Below are 18,646 nucleotides of genomic sequence, written 5' to 3' on the forward strand. Positions count from 1 at the left end.
ATCAATTCTCCTTCTTCAATCCGAAACGATTCATGAGATCGTAAAGCGAGGGCCGACTTACGCCGAGCACTTCAGCTGCCTTTGCGATGTTGCCATTGGTACGGGCGATGACGCGCACCACCGCCCGGCGCTCCGCCTCATCTCTGACCTGTCTGAGATTGAGCATCTCAAGGTCTTCATCGGCGCTCTCCAGGCCAAGATCCTCGGCCGTGATCCGGTTGCCGTCAGCCATGATCACCGCGCGCTTCAGGCAGTTCTCCAGCTCCCGCACATTCCCCGGCCACGCATGAGCCTCAAGTGCGGGAATCGCATCCTCTGCCAGGTGCATGCTGCCGCGTCCATTCTCGGCGGCAAAACGCTGAACGAAAGCATGTGCAAGCAGAATCGCATCCCCTTCGCGCGCTCGCAGCGGCGGGATATCGACCACGATCTCGGCAAGCCGGTAGTAGAGATCCTCGCGAAACTGCCCGGCCTCGATCTGAGCCTTCAGATCACGATGGGTCGCACAGACGACGCGCACATCGACCGGGATCTCCTGCCGTCCGCCGATGCGCTCGATGACCCGTTCCTGCAGAAAGCGCAGAAGTTTCGCCTGCAACGGCATTGGCAGGTCGCCAATTTCGTCGAGAAAGAGTGTACCTTTGTGAGCGGTTTCGATCTTGCCCGGTGTCTGCTTTGCGGCGCCCGTAAACGCCCCTTTCTCGTAACCGAAAAGTTCGCTTTCGAGCAGGTTTTCGGGAATCGCAGCGCAGTTGATCGCTACAAAACGCTCCTTGGCACGCGGCGACATCGTATGCAGGCCGCGGGCAAGCACTTCCTTACCGGTACCGCTTTCTCCGAGCAGCGCAACCGTGACAGCGGCAGACGCAACCTTCTCAATCATCCTGCAGACCTTCAGCATCCCGGGATCGCGCGTCAGCAGGCCGGAGAGCGGCCCCGTCTGACTCTCGCGCAGCCGCGTATTCTCCGCCTGAAGGTCATGAAGCCGAAACGCGCGCTCGATGGTCAGCGCGAGCAACTCGGGCTCGAAGGGCTTACCGAAGAAATCGTATGCCCCCATTCCCACCGCACGCACAGCATTCTCACGATCGTGCTGCCCTGTGAGCACGATGACCTTGGTGTCGGGCGCCAGGGCCAGCATTTCCGCCAGGAGCGCAAAGCCTTCAGACACATCATCGGGGGCAGGAGGCAGACCAAGATCCATGGTCACGACAGCGGGCTCATGGCGACGCAACTGCGCAATCGCGCTCTCCCGGTCGCTGGCCACAACCGTCTCGAAACCGTCGAACGCCCAGCGCATCTGCTTCTGCAGGGCAGGATCGTCTTCAACGATCAGTAAGGTTCGCTGCTTCTCAGCCATGCTGACTGACCACTCCCTGATCTTCAATCAAACTGCCCCGGACCATCCGCGGCAAAACTATGGTGACGCAGGTGCCGACGCCCTCCTCGCTTTCGAAATGGACATCACCACCCAACTCCCTGATGTACTGCCGGGTCTCGTAGACGCCGATTCCCATACCGCTCGACTTCGTGGTTTCGAAAGGACGGGCAAGGCGGTCGCGAAGAAAAGCCTCTGACATGCCGCGCCCGGTATCCTGCACGACAATCCGGATTCGATCGTCATCGTCGGCATCCAGACGTACTATCACCTTACCATCCTCCGAAGTCGCCTCAAGTGCATTTTGCACGATATGACCAATAACTCGTTCGAGTCGCTCAGGATGGGCGCCAACCGACCAGTCACCAGCAGATGGAAGCATCAGTTCGACCATGGGCAGCTGAGTTCGGCGACGGCGACAGATCGCCTCCAGCGTCGATGGCAAGGCAACGGTTCGCGTCGGGTCGATCGAGCGCTTCTCCTGCAATTGCGCCATCAGCCCTCGCATGCGCGCTTCAACATGCGCCACAGTCTCCAGCATGTCATCCTGAAACTCGGGATTGTGACGGTGACGCTCAGCGTTCTTCAGCATCAACGAGAGCTGGGCAACGAGGTTCTTCAGGTCGTGAACCACGAAGGCCGACATGCGATTGAACGACTCGAACTTCCGTGCTTCGAGCAAGGCCTCTGCGGACTGCATCCGCGCCAGATAACTCGCGGCCTGACGCTGTGCGGTCTTGAGCAGGTCCAGCACCTCCCAATCGACATCGAAACGCGCTCTGGGTGCGCTCAGAACGAGGAATCCAACCAGGCCATTTCCATCCTTCAACGGAATCAGCAACCACGCATCCGGAAAATGCGCGAGCCACTCGGGCAGCACAAGCCCCTTGTACACCGCTGGACTGGAGCGATACTCCTCAAGATTGATCACCCACTCCCGCTCGTTGAGATACAGCAGGAATGGCGAGTCCGGCGGCTCGGAGACATCAACCTGCGGCTGATTCAATCTGGAGTGGACCGATACCCGCCCATCCGCCCCCCTCAGCCACAGACTTCCCCCCGGACTCTCCACCAGATCCGACAAGGCCTTGATCACTGACTCACCGAGATCGAGCTTCCCATCGGCCGACGACAGGGCCTGAGTAAACCTGAGCCACTCATTGCGATAGTCATAACGATAAGGAAACAGGTGCTTGTTGATCAGCACCCGCATTCGTGCGCGCTGGGCGCCCGAGAAGAAGAAAACGGCCAGCAACAGCAGTGCGGCAAACAGCAGGGCCGCCTGGAGCGCACGCCCCCAGTCGCCACCGAAGTAACGGACGTAGTACCCCGCGCCTGCGACGGCCAGCAAGTACAGCCCGGCAACAGCCAATGCGGTCGAATGGAACACTGCCTCCCGCGACATTGCCATCCTCAGCGACCACGAGGATGTCCTCGCGCCCGACAGCGCGATCAAGGGCACCACCAGGGCGTGAGCCAAGCCTCGCACGGCCCAGACATCGGGGTCAAGGCGACCAAAGAGGAAGCCTTCAGCAAACAGGTAGAGCTCGAACATGTAACTGGCACTGAGACCAAGGCAGAGCGGCTTGAGCCCCCAGCGCGACTCACGAGGAATGCCTCGGTAAAGCTGTTCAACCAGCACCAGTCCGAACACGGCAGAGGCAAGTGATGCGGAGATCGTGAAGCGCAGGGCCCAGTCGGGGGAAAGTTGCTCGAATCCGGACAGAAGGACGCTGAGCAGTTGGGCGCCGATGATCAGTGAAGCGAAGCCGACGGGCCATCGCACACCAGGGGGAATAAGCGGTTTCTGCAGAATCAGCAGAAACGCAAACCAGCAGGCTGAACGAAAGACGTCAAATACGAGTGCAAGCTGGAACAGCCAGGCAAGCTGGGTGCTTGCATAGATTGCCGAAACCAGCGCCCAGACGAACGACACCCCTACCGCGACGAGCAGCAAGCCCCCCTTGGGGGCTCCACGCCAGGCGGCGTAGAGATACACGCCAAACACGAAATAAACGAGGGCCGTCAGACCATAGCCCCACACCGCGAAATCAGCCAATACTCACTCCCTGCGCTGGCACCCAGACAGTTTCCATGGCGCAAAGAGTGTCCCGCTCAGAAAAGCGCGCGAAACCTCAATGAGCGCCTTCTCCGGTCAGCACGACCCGAACCGTTTCGAAGAGAACGAGCGTATCGAGCACCAGTGTATGGTTTTTTACGTAGTACAGATCGTACTGCAGCTTCTGGATTGCATCGTCGACCGACGAGCCGTACTGATACCTCACCTGAGCCCAACCTGTCACCCCGGGCTTCACACAGTGACGAACGCCGTAGAATGGAATCTCTTGCGCCAGTTGATCGACAAAATAGGGGCGCTCAGGCCTCGGGCCAACCAGACTCATCTCTCCCACCAGCACGTTTAGCAGCTGCGGCAGTTCATCGATGCGCAACTTTCTGATAATGCGCCCCACGCGGGTCGCACGATCATCATTCGACGCGGCCCATCTGGGCTTGCCATCCTTCTCCGCATCCGTGCGCATGCTACGGAACTTGGTCACCTTGAAGGTCTTGCCCCCCAGACCAACACGCTCCTGCCGATAGAAAATCGGGCCACCGTCTTCAAACAGAATCAGCAGCGCCGTGATCAGCATGATAGGCGCCGCCAGCAACAGCAGCACCGTTGCGGCAAAAAGGTCGAAACAGCGCTTGATCAGGGCTCGTCCAAGACTCTGCCTGAATCCGTCACCGTAGATCAGCCAGCTGGCACGCAGGGAATCCACCCTCACCTGCCCTTGCACGCGCTCGAAGAAGGAAGACAGGTCAAAAACCCGCACACCATCGAGCTTGCAATCGAGCAGTTCGCGCAGAGGAAGCACGCCGCCCCTGCGCTCACGCACGGCAACGATCACCTCATTGACCCGGAGCCTGCGCACGACCTCAACCAGCCCGGAGCCTGACAGCACTTTCCGCGGATCGACCTCAACCGGATCGTCACCGCCACCTGAAAAGAAGCCGACAATCTCCATGCCGCCCTGGGCGGGGCAGGCAAGCGCGCGCTGAACTGCCAGGGCGTCTGGGCCAGTCCCTAGAATCAGGACCCTGGGGGCGAACAAAGAGGATGCCTGACGGCGATTGACCAAGGCCCTCATCGACAGCACAACCCCCAGCATGAGCAGAACCGATGCCTGCATCGCACCAGAGTTGAACCCCGACCACGGGAGCCAGCGAAAAACGCCGTAAGCGACAGGGAGACTGACCAGCACCGACAGCAGGACCCTCGCAATGGCGGCACGATGCGAATACTGTGCCGCGGGTCGATACAGACCCATTGCCGAATTCAACGCAACCATCAAAAATGCGAAACTCAGGGCGGAAGGAATCACGACCTCCCACTCGACAGTCTCTGCGTGCGCCTGGAAGGTCACTGCGAGCACGACTGCAACAAACAGCAGCAGGGCATCAAGCAGGATCTGTTGCAGCGTATGTGACGGGAAATAGTGGCTGAATACCTTCAGCATGATTTTTCCTTCAAACCAGTCATTGAATGCTCTTGCGCCAAGGATGCACATCACATGCAACCGTGCGTATCCCTGTGGATACGATAGCGGATCACTCCAGACACGCCCGTTAAACCGGTCACGAACCGCACCTGTGGTGCCTTCTCGAGCAGCGAAAAAGCCATAATCAACTGTTTTGTATTGATTTTTATACTTGGTTATTTTTCGCCGTCAGGATATTAGCACAGGCGTATTGCATTTCCGCTGCGCAGCAAGAAATGGCAGCAGTCAGGCTGCAGACGCCCTCTGCCCGGCTACACATAGGATATGCTTGAGCCACCGAACGACGATTCAGACCCCTTCCCGCTCACTTCCAGGAGAAATCAATGGCTAACGAAGTTCGTGACTTTTCGGAGATGTATGGTTACAGCTACGAGGACCTCAAGGAGGGCATGACCGCCGCCGTCTCCCGAACCGTAACCGACGCAGATATTCTCATGTTTGCAGGCGTATCAGGCGATACCAATCCGGTGCACCTTGACGCAGAGTTTGCGGCCAGCACCATGTTCGGCGGCCGGATTGCGCACGGGATGCTGTCTGCAGCCTTCATTTCGACGGTTTTCGGCACGCGTCTGCCAGGCCCGGGCTGCATCTACCTGTCCCAGACCCTGAAGTTCAAGGCGCCCGTCAAGGTTGGCGATACCGTGGTCGCACGCGTGACGCTCACCGCGCTCAAGCCGGAAAAGCGACGCGCCGTTTTCAACACGGTGTGCACAGTAGGGAGCACCGAGGTGCTGGCAGGCGAGGCCGAGATCTTTCTGCCGCCGCGCGGCTGATCAGCGACGCGTAAATGGAAATCACAACCAGAACGCGTGACCGGTTGTGATTCAGGTGCTTGTTGCCTTGCGCGGCACACACTGGCACTTCACGCGAACTATTAGTTCGCGTGAAGTGCCCCTCGCTAATCGGCGAGCTTGCTTGCGAGTCAGTCTTCGACGCTGGCGACGACAATCCCGATGGCCGAATCTGCATCCTGCGAGAGCGCAAGACAATGCTCGCCGCCACCGACGAGATAGAGATTGAAGCCATCCGCCTCGAATGCGGGAGACAAACGGGCCGGAATATCGTCTTCGGAACAGACGACGAAACGCAGACCGGGCCACTCCTTGCGCAGTACGCTCACACAGGCATCACCGAGCCCCTCGTAGGCGACGAGCGCGGCAGCCTTGGCCAGAATGGCTTCGGTAATCATGTGTCAAGCTCCGCGCCTGGCATGTAGCGCTGCAAGCTGGAAGGCGCTCTGCCAAGCAGCTTGGCAAGCCATGGCGGCGGACTCTGCAGCGTCCCCTGCAACTGTGCGAGGACCTCGCGCGCAGCACCACCGACCGGATACTTCACCGGATGAATCCCCGCACGGACGACTTTCGCTGCCGCCGGACCGCCGATCGACTGCATGTAGGCAAGATGACAGTCCCCGATCAGTTCGGCGCGCGCGACGTTGCGGTCCTCTGCATCATCGGTCACCCGCGTTGAGCGAACCTCGGACAGGAAAATCCCGGTCTCGGACACCAGATAGATCAGGAAACGGCTGCACGAGCCAAAGTGCCCGTCGAGCATCTCCCCTGAATTCGAAGCCACCGCGACCCGTAACAGGCCTTCGCCAGCAGGCGCATCGACATCGGGCACGGGTGCGCCATCGTCAATCCCCTCTCCCCACAGGTAGCGCACGGCAGACTTGAGCGCACTTGCGTCAACGCCAGGGTCGACGATCTCGTCCCCCTGCAGCATGGCCTTGATATCGGCCACGGTCATACGGGCAAGCTTGGCTTCGGTCACTGGGGTACCAAGCCGGTCACCAAGGGAACGCACAAACGCTGACACCTTGACGTCGGGTAAAGCACGCGCGGCAAGCGCGATGCGCAACGCGGCCTCACGGGTCACAGGGCTGGCGGTGGAACTGGCGGCATTCATGACTGACCTCCCGGGGCAGGTAAAACAGACGGGGCGTGCCGTGAGGACACACCCCGGATTCAGGATCAGGCCGCAAGCGGCACGATACAGGTGTCGGTGCCCGGGCAGACCGCGACGCACTGCGGCTCGTCGAACTCGCCCTCGCACTCGGTGCAGGTATCGGGGTTGATCTTGAAGATGCCGCCCTTGTCGGTAATCGACTTGGTCGGGCAAACCGGCTTGCAATCGCCGCACGACGTGCATTCAGCCTGTACGATCTTGAGTGCCATGATGAACTCCTTTCAATGAGGAAACGCCCCTATTCGGGCGCATCCACTCGCTTTGCACGCACGGAAACCGGCAGTCGCGCCGGTGCTTCCTGAGGCTCGATGTAATACGTTCCGCCACTGGCGAGCTTGAGCTCTCCGCCCCATTTCGCCGGGGTATCGAACTCGATCGAGGCGATGTTGTCCTCGAGATCGCGCTTGGGCAGGTAGAACACCAGGCCGCCTGCGTCATTCTTGCGAATCATGATATTGGCCACAATGGACCTCCTTGTAGGCTCGGACACAAGGCCCGACGCCAGGGGCGTTTTCGCCCCTGGCCACGACAACCCCCGGAGTCGGCTTGCGCGAGGGCGTTTTCCCTCAGCCGCTCCGGACGACCTTCTTGCTTAGCGAATCAGGTCGTAGTTGTAGTCGGTGGTGCCCATGCCGCGGGTCTCGTCGTCGAGCCGCTCGAGGACTGCATTGACCAGGGTGGTGAGGATGTACATCGCGCCCTCGTAACCCAGCGTGGTCATCCTGTGCAGGTGGTGACGATCGAAGATCGGGAAGCCGAGACGGATCAGCGGCACCTCGAACTCCTTGCCCTTGTGCACCGTGTCGCGCTGGATGTACTTGCCGTACGAGTTGCCGATCAGGAAATCGGGCTTGTCGGTGAAGCACAGGCTACGCAGATGCCACAGGTCGGCACCGGCGTGGACCTTGCAGTTGGCGCCCACCGGCGACTCGGCCAGCATCTTGTCGACCGCCTTGGCCCAGCGCTTGTTGGCGTTGTTGCACACGATGTGGGTCGGCTCGGCACCGAGTTCGAGCAGGAACTTGACCATGCCCATGACGAAGTCGGGATCGCCGTACAGCGCGAACTTCTTGCCGTGCAGCCAGGTATGGCTGTCCTGCATCATGTCCATCAGGCGGCCACGCTCGAGGGCCAGCGACTCCGGGATCTCCTTGCCTGTGATCTCGGACACCTTCATCAGGAGCTCGTCGGTCCACTCCATGCCCATCGGGATGTTGAGCTTCGGGATGTCGTGGTTCCACGTGTTTTCGACGAACTTCTTCGTCTTCTCGAGTTGCCACGGCTGCAGCAGGATGGTGTTGTGCGCATTCGGTGCGTCCTTCACTTCATCCATCGTCGTGCCGCCCGAGTACATGCGGAACTCACCGTCGGACGGGGTATCGAGCACTTCGGTGGGGTCGGACAACAGGGTCGCATCGACGCCCATCTCACCCATCATGCGCTTGATGACGCGGTAGTTGCCGAGGTAGGTCTCGAAGCCCGGCACGAAGTTGAGCTTGCCGTTGGAGCCAGCAACCTTGCCTTCCATGCTGTTGAGGGTGAAGTAACGTGCGATACCCTCGAACATGTTGTCCCAGCCGGTGGTGTGGCTACCGACAAACGACGGCGTATGGGCGAACGGAACCGGGTAGTCCTGCTCGATGTGACCCGCCTTCTTGGTGTTGTTGATGAAGGCGTTGAGGTCGTCACCGATGACCTCGGCCATACACGTGGTCGACACGGCAATCATGTCGGGCTTGTACAGCGCCTTGGCGTTTTCCAGGCCGTCGAACATGTTCTTCTGGCCACCGAACACCGCAGCATCTTCCGTCATCGAGTCGGAGACGCACGAGATCGGCTCCTTGAAGTGACGGTTGAAGTAGGTGCGAAAATAGGCCACGCAGCCTTGCGAGCCATGCACGTACGGCAGGGTCTTGTGGAAGCCGAGCGAGCACAGCACGGCGCCGAGCGGCTGGCAGGCCTTGGCTGGGTTGATGGTCAGCGCTTCGCGCTTGAAGTTGAGGTCCTGGTATTCCTGGGTGGTGGTCCACTGGAACACTTCCTCAACCTTGTCCGCCGGGTGGCGCTCTTCAAACAGGTCCTGTTTGTTCTTCAGCGACGCCTTGTAGTCGTCGTCACGGAACAGGGGGTAGCAGGGCTTGATATCGTCAACGGTCTGCATTTCTGGCTCCTTGCCTGCGCCGCCAATCTGCGGACGTCAGGCACAAGGTTTTGGGTTGCGCGGAGTGGCCTCCGCGCATCAACACTTTGCGCACCGGGAGAAGCATCGCGACCCGATTCATCCGGCCCCCGAAGTGGGTGGCCTGAATCGCAGGCGGATCGCGACGTCGTACCCGGCAGACTCGCGCGCTATTACGCAGCGGCCTTCACTTCTTCGGCGGGCTTGACGGCCTTCCACGGCGGGGTTTGCTTGCCCCAGCACGGGTTGTTCAGCGTCATGTCCATGTCACGGGCGAAGATGGCAAAGCCGTCAAAGCCGTGATACGGGCCGGAGTAGTCCCAGCTGTGCATCTGGCGGAAGGGAATGCCCATCTTCTGATAGATGTACTTTTCCTTGATGCCGGAGCCAACCAGGTCGGGCTTGATGCGCTTGACGAACTCCTCCAGCTCGAAGCCGGTGACGTCGTCGTACAGCAGCGTGGCGTTGCCCATTTCCTGAATCGTGCGATCGTAGTCGTCGTTGTGGCCGAACTCGTAGCCGGTGCCGACCACTTCCATGCCCAGATCTTCGTATGCGCCGATGACGTGACGCGGACGCAGACCGCCGATGTAGAGCATCACGCGCTTGCCTTGCAGACGCGGCTTGTACTTGGCGATGACGGCTTCCATCATCGGCTTGTACTTGGCGATCACGCGCTCGGCGCCTTCCTTGATCGAGTCGTCGAAGAAGGCTGCGATGCGACGCAGCGACTCTTCGATCTTGGTCGGGCCAAAGAAGTTGTACTCCATCCATGGAATCCCGTACTTCTCTTCCATGTGACGGCTGATGTAGTTCATCGAGCGGTAGCAGTGCAGCAGGTTCAGCTTCGCCTTCGGGGTGTTTTCCATTTCAGCGATGGTGCCGTCACCTGACCACTGTGCGATCACGCGCAGGCCCATCTCCTCGAGGAAGATGCGCGATGCCCAGGCGTCGCCGCCGATGTTGTAATCGCCGATGATGGTGACGTCGTACGGGGTCGATTCGAAGTGCTGACCGTCGCGGTTCGACAGCACCCAGTCACGCACCGCGTCGTTGGCGATGTGGTGACCGAGCGACTGCGACACGCCGCGGAAGCCTTCGCAACGCACCGGCACGACAACCTTGTTGATTTCCTTCGCGGCCTTCTTGGAGACGGCTTCGATGTCGTCACCGATGAGGCCGATCGGGCACTCCGACTGCACGGTGATGCCCTTGTGCAGCGGGAACAGGCTTTCGATCTCGTTCATGATCTTGGCGAGCTTCTTGTCGCCGCCGAAAACGATGTCCTTCTCCTGGAAGTCGGAGGTGAAGTTCATCTCGGCAAAGGTATTCACGCCCGTGGTGCCGACGTAATAGTTACGACGACCGGCACGTGAGTACTGACCGCAACCGACGGGGCCGTGGGAGATGTGGATCATGTCCTTGACCGGACCCCACACCACACCACGCGAACCGGCGTAGGCACAGCCACGGATGGTCATCACGCCGGGCAGCGACTTGCGGTTGGAGGTAATGCACTTCTTGGACTGCTCGACCGACTGGTCGTTGATCGCGAGGTGCTTTGCGCGATCCTTCTTGGCCTTCTCGGGATAGACCTCGAGCACTTCCTGGATCAGGCTCTCGGTTTCTTCACGGGTGAGCGTAGACATCTTGCTTCTCCTGTTCACGACGACACCAATCTGTGCACGGCGTGGGTAGGTTTGCTCGACACCCGACGACACAAGCGGTGTTGTGCCGGCGGGCGGTTAGGCAGACATCTGCCTGCCGGACAACGGTCAGGCAGCAGCAGCGGCAGCGGCGTCAGCAGCCAGTTCAGCGGCGGTCTTGCCGATGATGGCGGTGTTTTCCACTTCCATGATGCCGAACTCCATCAGCAGTTCTTCAAGCTCGTCCATCGTGATCGGGGTCGGGATCACGAACTTGGTGTTATCGACGATCTTGCGGGCCAGCGCACGGTACTCATCTGCCTGCTTGTGCGTCGGGTCGTACTCGATCACGGTCATGCGGCGGATTTCAGCGTGCTGCACTGCGTTGTCGCGGGGTACGAAGTGGATCATCTGGGTGCCGAGCTTCTCAGCCAAGGCCATGATCAGTTCGTCTTCACGGTCGGTGTTGCGGCTGTTGCAGATCAGGCCGGCCAGACGCACGCCACCCGAGTTGGCATACTTCACGATGCCCTTGGCGATGTTGTTGGCGGCGTACATGGCCATCATTTCGCCGGAACAGACGATGTAGATTTCCTGCGCCTTGTTCTCGCGAATCGGCATGGCGAAGCCGCCGCAGACCACGTCACCCAGCACGTCGTAGAAGACGAAGTCGAGATCTTCGTCGTATGCGCCTTCCTCTTCGAGGAAGTTGATGGCGGTGATCACGCCGCGGCCGGCGCAACCGACGCCAGGCTCAGGACCACCGGACTCGACGCACTTGACATCGCCGAAACCGACGGACATGACATCCTCGAGTTCCAGGTCTTCCACGCTGCCAGCTTCGGCGGCGAGTTCCATGACCGAGTTCTGAGCCTTCGAGTGCAGGATCAGACGGGTGGAGTCGGCCTTGGGATCGCAGCCAACGATCATCACCTTCTTGCCGGCTTCGGCAAGTGCGGCGACGAGGTTTTGTGTGGTGGTGGATTTGCCGATGCCACCCTTACCGTAGATGGCGGCTTGACGAAGTTTTGCCATGGTGCGTTACTCCTTGTCGGAACTGAACTCGTGAATCGATCGTGTTGCGTTGAACCACGAGCACTCATTTGCAATCGGCGTGCCAGCTCTGAATTCCACGCTCAACATATTGTTTTATTTAGGATTTAACGAGATTGTCAGGCAGCAAACCAACCTCTCCGTGCGACAAAGACCCTACAATTTGTAGGGCCGACAACATTCACGTCGCAATTCCTGCAAGCCTTGCACGCCTGAGTGTCCCGCCCACGGCAAGACGCTCGCTGAACCGCTGCAACCTGCCGACGGAGGCCCTTGGCAGCTTCGCCTTCCAGCTCACCCCGTGCGCCCTCAGCCTCGACGGCGTCCTGCCCTTGCACCAGCCGCTGTTCGACCGCCTCGACACGCTCGATTCCGCACCGGAACGCACCTGCGTGTTCCGAACCTACATGAACGCGCATTTCATGCTCGACGATGCACCCGCCCTCGGACTGTCGGAGAATGTGCGCCTCGATCGCAGCAGGATGGACTACCTGCGTCTGCTCAGGGGCTGGCTGTTTGATTCGGAGGGCCGGGAGGGGGCGATCCTGAAAGCCTGGGTGGAGTCTCGCTTCGGCCTCCTCACCCGCTACCATCGCGGACCGCTGGGCGCCGAGGACAGCGCTGGGCGCAGCGGCTTCGAGCAGGAGGTCTCCGCCGGTCTGTACTCCACCGCCGGACTGGAAGCACAGGTGGACCTGCTCTATTCGTGGACGCAGTACGAGCTCGCGCGACGCCTTCACGGGCGTACCCACCTGCAGCTCTACCGCGGCTGTTCCGACCCGAGGGCGCTGCGGGAGATGCATGCGCTCGATGACGGCAGGCGCGTGGTCGAACTGAACAACCTCAGCTCTTTCTCCGCCAACGCCGAGCGCGCTGACGAGTTCGGCGATCGCGTCTTTTCATGCGCCACCCCCATGCCCAAGATCCTCGCCTTCAGCGGACTCATGCCGGGACTGCTGCAGGGCGAGAATGAATACCTGGTCATCGGCGGTATCGCCGCAATCACGATCGAATACTGAAGTCTGCCGCCTTGTCGGAAGTCGGACATTGGCATGTCGGGCGCGCGACAGCATCGGGCGCGCCCTCGCCTCCATCGACACCCGGAACCGCAGCAGCGCGAGGGCGGCTCCCCTGGACTCCGGTGGCATCGATCTTGCTGATCGAAGCAGGAAATCGCGAAGTACGCGCCCTGCAACCACAAGGAAGCCCCATGACGACCGTCTTCGACCAGATCCGCGCCGGCCTCGCAGCCGGTGAAGTGGTTCCATTCATCGGCGCCGACGCCCTTGCCGATGTCACCCACGGCAAAACCGGTGCCAAGATTCCGGCCACCAGCGACGAACTGATTCTCGCGCTCAACAACGGCCAGCCCATGGCGCCGCGGCTTATGTACGAGTTTCCACGTGCAGCAATGAACATCGAGCTCAAGCGCGGACGCAATGCAGTCAATCGCGCACTCGAGAACATCTATGCAGATACCGAGTGGTCTCGCGCTGGCCTGCACGAGTGGCTCAACGGACTCAACCTGCCCTATATCATCGACCTAAATCGTGACACCGGCCTCCAGCAGGCGTGGGCAAGCCACCCGCATACGCTGATCGTTGGCATCGCCCGCATCGCCGGCGGGCTGCGCTACAAGCTCTTCAGCCACGATGGCACCGCCTACACCGCAGCACGGGACGAAAGCGGCATCGACCCTGCTGCCCCCATCCTGTTCAAACCCTGTGGCACGCCGTGGCCGGAGCCGAACTGGATTGCATCGGACGCCGACTTCGTCGATTACATCACCGAGCTCATGGGCGGCTTTGCCATCCCGCCCTATCTGAAGGAAAGGCGCAAGGGACTGCGCTACCTGGTGCTTGGGGCACGTCTGAATCGCGACACCATCCGCATGCTGCTGGCGGATTTCATCTACAGCGCCGGCGAGCCCGCAGGCTGGGCGCTGATTCCCGGTGCGAACGACAAGGAAAAGCGTTTCTGTGCCCACCTGGGTCTGGAGGTGGTCGATGCCGACTGGCGCGAACTGGCCGACATGCCCCTGATCGAGGCCGCGTAACAATGCGCGAATGGGACGAGGCCAGACACGCGCTCGGCAATGCCGGGATGGATGCAACACATCGCGCCTTTGTCGGCCTCGTTACCCGGCTGGCAAGCGCAGACGATGCCAGCTTTCCGGCACTGTTCAACGAACTGCTCGATCACAGCCGCGAGCATTTCGCTGCCGAGGATGTGCTGATGCGTTCCAGCCGTTTTGCGGCCACCGGAGAACACATTGGCGAGCACCAACGGGTGCTTGCCGAACTGCGCGCGTTCAACCGCAGCGTGAAGGGAGGAAGGCTCATGGTCGCCAGAGCCTACGTTCGGGAGAGCCTGCCCGAATGGTTCGACCTGCATCTGTCGACAATGGACGCTGCACTCGCCGCCCATCTGCGCAAGCGACACGCTGCCGCCTGAAACCGCATGCGCCAGCGGTCCGGCTCCGCGCCGGACCGAGACTACTGGATGCGATACGCGGGTGACAGTTCGATCAGGGCAGACGCATCACGCACGCAGGCCTCGCGCACGCTCGGGCTGAGTGCGCGCAGCCATTCCCCCGGCAAGGTCCGCTCACCACACAGCGCCCCCATCACCATGCCGGCAATCGCACCCGTCGTATCGGCGTCGCCGCCACGATTCACGATATCGACCAGCACGGGCTTGAAGCCGTCCTGGGTGGCCACCGCCTGGCATACTGCCCGCATCGTATCGACGATGTAGCCGCTGGGGTTGTCACAACGCCGGCCGCGGTAGTCGAAGTCGGCATGTGCCGACACCAGCCGGTCCGCACATGCAACGACCTCATCGGTACCCGAGCCGGCGAGCGCGGTTTGAACCATCTGGATCACGCTCAGCGTTGCCGCATCAGTCAGAGGGTTGTTGTGGGTGACGCGCGCCTGCACCAGGGCCGCCCGGGACACGAGTTCGGGCGCCGCGCCATAGCAGGCCAGTGCAACCGGCAGGCAACGCATGGTCGCCCCATTGCCGGCGTCCGAGGAAAGCGGCGCCTCCGTGCTGCCGCTCAGGCGCCAGCGCACGATGCCTCGGCGCACCGTGTTGCCGATATCGACCGGCTTGCTGCGCATCCAGCCATCGAACGCCCGGGCGCAGGCGTCAGCATCAGGCATGCCTTGCGTCTCGATCCACGCCCCGGCCAGGGCAAGCGTCATCGTGGTGTCGTCGGTGACATCGCCAGCCGCAAGACGCAGCCAGCCGCCTCCGCAGATCCTGTCATGCACCCCGTACTGCGCGCCAATTTCGCGTGGGGTCATGAACTCCACGGTCGCACCGAGCGCATCACCGATCGCAAGGCCCAGCATCGCGCCACATGCCCGGTCGCGCAGGACATTGCGTGCCTCGTCATGAACGGGATCCGGCACATTCGTCGTCACGCGGCGCGCGGAAGCCTGCGAAGTCACACCTCGGGCCCGAAGCAGCTGGCATAGTCGGCACACGCCTCGCACGACGGTGACGCGCAGACATAGATGCCTTCACGCTGGCACAGCTCGCGGTAGAGAAACTTCTTCCACTTCATGTCGCGATTATTGGCCTCGGCGAGCGCGGGAAAATTGAGCGCGATGAGCTGCGACAGATCCCGGCGTGAGGGCAGACCGAGATCCTGCCAGAGATGGTCACTCCCCATGCACGCGGTTGCCATGACCACGGCCATGTCACTGGCACCCGCCACGACATCGGCAGCATGGTCCGCAACGAAATGGAGCAGATCATCAAACTCCGGGTGAAGCACGGGCGTCGGCCCCAGCGCCTTGTTCGGACGCCAGACCAGGCCAGGAAAATGCCGCTCGACGAGCGCAGCGAAGCGCACCTCGCCAAGTCCGAAATCTGCAGGCAGCACGCCCTCGCCGACCGTCCACCCGGCAATCAGATGGGCAATGAACTCGTCGTTCGGGTGGCCAGCTGCGTGATCCAGCAAGTGCGCGTGCAGCGCGTTACGGACGGGTGAAGTACGAGAGCTCAGGGGTGCCAGCATGATGAAAGACTCCTTCTGGTTCGATCCAGTGCGCACCGGACAGGCAGCCCCGTGCCGATGCGCGCGATCCGGTCAGTACTCGACCAGCAGATCCTCGTCGCGCAGGATCATCTGGCATGCGAGGCGCCACGGCGTGACGGAGACATCCTCGACACGCATGCGCTCGATGTCTTCCGCGTTGATCTTCTTGTGCTCGCGCAGCACGACGAGCTCCTTGTCGGTCAGGCGGCTGGCCATCGGGTCGGTACGTTGTCCGTGGTTCGCCAGTGGCGTGATCTTGACCATGCAGGTCGCGCACTCGCCGTCTTCACAGGAAAAATCGATCGGGATGTGATTGTCCTTGGCGATCTTGAGGATGGTCTGGGTGTGCGAACCGGCCACGGCATAGACAGTCTTGTCCTTGTGGATCGGGCTTGAAAAGGTGATGTTAGGCATGGTGAAACTCCACTGCGGTTGATTGAACGGCCTCTCTGCCGGTTGTTGTCGGGTTCAGCCCGGGCGCACCACGACATGCCCGCCCAGCACCTGGGCCTGGCAGGCAAGCCGGTTGGCAACGCCGGCGTAGTTCTCCTTGAGCACCTTGTCCTCGAGCACGGAGGGCGTCGCCAGGTGCTCGGAGCCGGTGACGATCTTCATCATGCAGGTGCCGCACTCACCCTCACGGCAGCCGTAGGTGAGGCCGGCACCGATCTTTTCCGACACCTCAATCAGACGGGTTCCGGCGGGAACGGTGACGGTGACGCCGATGTCTTCAAACGTGACCTGGGCCTTGGGCATGGTCGGGCTCCTATGCGGTAAGCGCGTTGGGCGCGGTAAAGTCGATATGGCGGGGGGCGACGCGGCCAACCAGGTGCTCGGCCAGTTCGCGACCAAGCGCCGCGCAGCTCTCGAGTTCGTCGTCGGTGGGAATGAGCTTGACCTTCACGCCAGGTCGCGGGACACGAAGCTTGAGGCCGCGCAGACGGTCCTCGACCAGCCCGACGGCTTCGCCGCTCCAGCCATAGGAGCCAAACGCGCCGCCGAACTTGCCCTTGACCTTGACCAGCGTCAGCGACGAGAGCAGATCCCACACTGGCTTGACCGCATCGCCGTTGATCGTGGGCGAGCCGAACACCAGACCATCGGCTTCCTCGATGAGATCCACGAACGGGCCGGGATCGCCACCGGCAAGGTCGTACATCGAAACGCGGACGCCCTCGACGCCCTCGGCACCATTGCGCACCGCCTGAGCCATGCGCTCGGTGTTGCCGTAGGCGCTGATGTAGAACACCAGCAGCGTCTTCTCGCGGCCGCCGGCCTCGTTGGCCAGCAGGGGGGCGGCGAGCTGACGGTAGCGTCGAACGTAGCTCGTCGGCGCATCACGCAGGATCGGGCCATGTGCCGGCGCCAGAAGGCGAAGCGGCAGCGGCTCGATCAGGTCGAGCGCGGTCAGCACATGCTCGCGGAAGGGCCGCATGATGTGCTGATAGTAATAGTCGAAGGAAAAACGGAAATCGCCGACGCAATCGTTGAACAGGCGCGAATCGCAGAAGTGGCAACCGAACACGTCACCCGAAAACAGCAATCCCTCCTCCTCGACCCAGGTGCATTGGGTATCCGGCCAGTGCAGATAAGGCGTATGCAGGAAGCGCAGGGTGCGACCGCCAAGATCGATGCGGGTGTCCTCGTCGACCGGAATGATGCGGGCCTCGTCCAGGCTCTCCTTGACCAGACCCTTCAGCATCTTCAGGGCCGGATAGGAGAGGTAGAGCGAGGCCTGGGGCGCGGCCTTGAGCAGCGCGGGCAGCGCGCCCGTGTGGTCGGGTTCGAGATGGTTGAGCACGATGGCGCGGATCTCGTCCGGGCGACAGCAGGACCACAGCCGCGCGAAGAAGTCCTCGGCAAACTCGGCCTTGACCGTATCGATCACTGCCACACCTTCGCTTCCCCGCACGGCATACGCGTTGTAGCTGGTGCCGTTGGCCGTGCGCAGGATGATGTCGAACTGGCGCAGGTCCGGGTCGAGCGCGCCCACCCAGAACACATCCGGGGCAATGGCAACCGGCTCGCCAGGAAGGACTGCGCCGGCGCGACTCATGGAAAGCTCGCTCCGGACGGCGGCGCACAATAGACCGCAGGATTGCGCGGGGGCTTGCACTCAGCCACCTCATCGCCGCTGGCCGCATGACTGCAGCCCTGCGGCACGGCCCCGTCGGGCAGCCGAACCCCGCGCTGCACAAGCCACACGGCATCGAACCCGCAACAGCGTTCGCCAGCCAGTTCGATCAGTGGCCGGCGAATCAGCAGGGGCTCGGCAACGAGGCGCGAAAGTGCGGTCTCGGCGCTGAACTCGGCGGGAACGAGCGTCCCCGCCTTGACCGCGGGCGCGGCTGGATTGAACCACTCGCGCACCGGTCGGGTGCCGAAGAACGCCGACAATGCGCTCGTCGTCCATGGCTCCGTCAGGAGATCACGGACGACGACCTCACAGCCGGCCTCCCGCAGCAGCCCGATCTGACGCGTGTTGGTCGCGCAACCGGGCTTCCACCAGAAGCTTACTGTCGGCATTCCGCTTCCCTCATCTGCTCGAGCAGGTGAAGCGGAATGCCGGTCAGCGAACCCAGCGGATTCAGCGCATCGCCATACTCATCGACGATCGCCCCCTCGATCGGGCAGATCTCCGCACATTGCGGCAGATCGTGATCGCCAAGGCACTCGGTGCACTTGTCAGGGTTGATGAAGAACAGCGGCTCGCCCGGCTGCATGACCGCCGAGATGGCCTTGTTCGGACACAAGGGCTCGCAGGCATAACAGCCCACACAGGAATCGACGATTTCAAGTGACATGTCTGTTCTC

At 61.5% G+C, this 18,646-nt stretch carries 21 protein-coding genes; 4 read left to right on the forward strand and 17 right to left on the reverse strand.

The genetic code is table 11. The features are described from left to right. Position 1: 1 nt before the first annotated feature. From prsR to CEW83_RS10445, 3 genes are all read right to left on the reverse strand, one after another. Complete coding sequence (prsR, locus tag CEW83_RS10435; RefSeq protein WP_108949282.1) at positions 2–1,360, reverse strand: PEP-CTERM-box response regulator transcription factor; 1,359 nt, start codon at positions 1,358–1,360, stop codon at positions 2–4. Then, entirely contained in the window at positions 1,353–3,437 is a 2,085-nt protein-coding gene (prsK, locus tag CEW83_RS10440; protein ID WP_108949283.1) for an XrtA/PEP-CTERM system histidine kinase PrsK, read from the reverse strand. The genes prsR and prsK overlap by 8 nt, the downstream gene beginning before the upstream one ends. A gap of 76 nt (positions 3,438–3,513) precedes the next feature. Then, a complete protein-coding gene (locus CEW83_RS10445) occupies positions 3,514–4,896 on the reverse strand; it encodes a TIGR03013 family XrtA/PEP-CTERM system glycosyltransferase (RefSeq protein ID WP_108951338.1) in 1,383 nt (460 codons plus the stop codon). Between the two features lie 365 nt (positions 4,897–5,261). Between CEW83_RS10445 and CEW83_RS10450 the strand changes: the two genes are divergently transcribed. Then, positions 5,262–5,711, forward strand: coding sequence for a MaoC family dehydratase (locus CEW83_RS10450; protein WP_108949284.1), 450 nt, complete (start codon positions 5,262–5,264; stop codon positions 5,709–5,711). Between the two features lie 149 nt (positions 5,712–5,860). On the opposite strand, the gene CEW83_RS10455 is transcribed toward CEW83_RS10450, so the two are convergent. The 7 genes from CEW83_RS10455 to nifH all read right to left on the reverse strand — a co-directional run bounded on the left by CEW83_RS10455 (position 5,861) and on the right by nifH (position 11,766). Further along, positions 5,861–6,127: a DUF6129 family protein gene (locus CEW83_RS10455; protein WP_108949285.1), complete on the reverse strand. Its 267-nt coding sequence runs from the start codon at positions 6,125–6,127 to the stop codon at positions 5,861–5,863. Continuing rightward, a complete protein-coding gene (locus tag CEW83_RS10460) occupies positions 6,124–6,846 on the reverse strand; it encodes a dinitrogenase iron-molybdenum cofactor biosynthesis protein (RefSeq protein ID WP_108949286.1) in 723 nt (240 codons plus the stop codon). Before CEW83_RS10460 ends, CEW83_RS10455 begins: the two co-directional genes overlap by 4 nt. A 65-nt stretch (positions 6,847–6,911) precedes the next feature. Beyond that, positions 6,912–7,115 carry a 4Fe-4S dicluster domain-containing protein gene (locus CEW83_RS10465; protein ID WP_108949287.1) on the reverse strand — a complete coding sequence of 68 codons (204 nt, stop codon included), beginning with the start codon at positions 7,113–7,115 and terminating at the stop codon, positions 6,912–6,914. A gap of 29 nt (positions 7,116–7,144) precedes the next feature. Beyond that, positions 7,145–7,357: a putative nitrogen fixation protein NifT gene (nifT, locus tag CEW83_RS10470; RefSeq protein WP_234418768.1), complete on the reverse strand. Its 213-nt coding sequence runs from the start codon at positions 7,355–7,357 to the stop codon at positions 7,145–7,147. 141 nt (positions 7,358–7,498) lie between these two features. Further along, positions 7,499–9,067, reverse strand: a complete 1,569-nt coding sequence (nifK, locus tag CEW83_RS10475) for a nitrogenase molybdenum-iron protein subunit beta (protein WP_108949289.1) — start codon at positions 9,065–9,067, stop codon at positions 7,499–7,501. A 191-nt stretch (positions 9,068–9,258) separates the two neighbouring features. Then, on the reverse strand, positions 9,259–10,734 hold the full coding sequence (gene nifD / locus CEW83_RS10480) for a nitrogenase molybdenum-iron protein alpha chain (RefSeq protein WP_108949290.1): 1,476 nt from the start codon (positions 10,732–10,734) through the stop codon (positions 9,259–9,261). Between the two features lie 126 nt (positions 10,735–10,860). Continuing rightward, positions 10,861–11,766, reverse strand: coding sequence for a nitrogenase iron protein (gene nifH / locus CEW83_RS10485; protein ID WP_108949291.1), 906 nt, complete (start codon positions 11,764–11,766; stop codon positions 10,861–10,863). Between the two features lie 134 nt (positions 11,767–11,900). On the opposite strand from nifH, the gene CEW83_RS10490 reads away from it, so the two are divergent. From CEW83_RS10490 to CEW83_RS10500, 3 genes are all read left to right on the forward strand, one after another. Beyond that, positions 11,901–12,803: an NAD(+)--dinitrogen-reductase ADP-D-ribosyltransferase gene (locus CEW83_RS10490; protein WP_199915094.1), complete on the forward strand. Its 903-nt coding sequence runs from the start codon at positions 11,901–11,903 to the stop codon at positions 12,801–12,803. A 191-nt stretch (positions 12,804–12,994) separates the two neighbouring features. Then, positions 12,995–13,840 carry an SIR2 family protein gene (locus CEW83_RS10495; protein ID WP_108949292.1) on the forward strand — a complete coding sequence of 282 codons (846 nt, stop codon included), beginning with the start codon at positions 12,995–12,997 and terminating at the stop codon, positions 13,838–13,840. A gap of 2 nt (positions 13,841–13,842) precedes the next feature. Next, positions 13,843–14,238, forward strand: a complete 396-nt coding sequence (locus tag CEW83_RS10500) for a bacteriohemerythrin (protein ID WP_108949293.1) — start codon at positions 13,843–13,845, stop codon at positions 14,236–14,238. 41 nt (positions 14,239–14,279) lie between these two features. Here the strand turns inward: CEW83_RS10500 and draG are convergent, their stop codons facing one another. The 7 genes from draG to CEW83_RS10535 all read right to left on the reverse strand — a co-directional run bounded on the left by draG (position 14,280) and on the right by CEW83_RS10535 (position 18,636). Beyond that, positions 14,280–15,212: an ADP-ribosyl-[dinitrogen reductase] hydrolase gene (gene draG / locus CEW83_RS10505; RefSeq protein ID WP_234418770.1), complete on the reverse strand. Its 933-nt coding sequence runs from the start codon at positions 15,210–15,212 to the stop codon at positions 14,280–14,282. Positions 15,213–15,235: 23 nt separating this feature from the next. Continuing rightward, positions 15,236–15,811 (reverse strand): nitrogen fixation protein NifQ, encoded by a 576-nt coding sequence (locus CEW83_RS10510; protein WP_108949294.1) that lies wholly within the window; start codon positions 15,809–15,811, stop codon positions 15,236–15,238. Between the two features lie 72 nt (positions 15,812–15,883). Further along, on the reverse strand, positions 15,884–16,246 hold the full coding sequence (locus tag CEW83_RS10515) for a 2Fe-2S iron-sulfur cluster-binding protein (RefSeq protein ID WP_108949295.1): 363 nt from the start codon (positions 16,244–16,246) through the stop codon (positions 15,884–15,886). A 54-nt stretch (positions 16,247–16,300) separates the two neighbouring features. Beyond that, positions 16,301–16,588, reverse strand: coding sequence for a 2Fe-2S iron-sulfur cluster-binding protein (locus tag CEW83_RS10520; RefSeq protein WP_108949296.1), 288 nt, complete (start codon positions 16,586–16,588; stop codon positions 16,301–16,303). 10 nt (positions 16,589–16,598) lie between these two features. After that, a complete protein-coding gene (locus tag CEW83_RS10525) occupies positions 16,599–17,888 on the reverse strand; it encodes an FprA family A-type flavoprotein (protein WP_108949297.1) in 1,290 nt (429 codons plus the stop codon). Further along, positions 17,885–18,358 carry an arsenate reductase family protein gene (locus CEW83_RS10530; RefSeq protein ID WP_108949298.1) on the reverse strand — a complete coding sequence of 158 codons (474 nt, stop codon included), beginning with the start codon at positions 18,356–18,358 and terminating at the stop codon, positions 17,885–17,887. Before CEW83_RS10530 ends, CEW83_RS10525 begins: the two co-directional genes overlap by 4 nt. Beyond that, positions 18,346–18,636 (reverse strand): 4Fe-4S binding protein, encoded by a 291-nt coding sequence (locus CEW83_RS10535; RefSeq protein ID WP_108949299.1) that lies wholly within the window; start codon positions 18,634–18,636, stop codon positions 18,346–18,348. The genes CEW83_RS10530 and CEW83_RS10535 overlap by 13 nt, the downstream gene beginning before the upstream one ends. Between the last annotated feature and the right edge of the window lie 10 nt (positions 18,637–18,646).

The organism is Parazoarcus communis, from assembly GCF_003111645.1.
Classification (GTDB): domain Bacteria; phylum Pseudomonadota; class Gammaproteobacteria; order Burkholderiales; family Rhodocyclaceae; genus Parazoarcus; species Parazoarcus communis_A.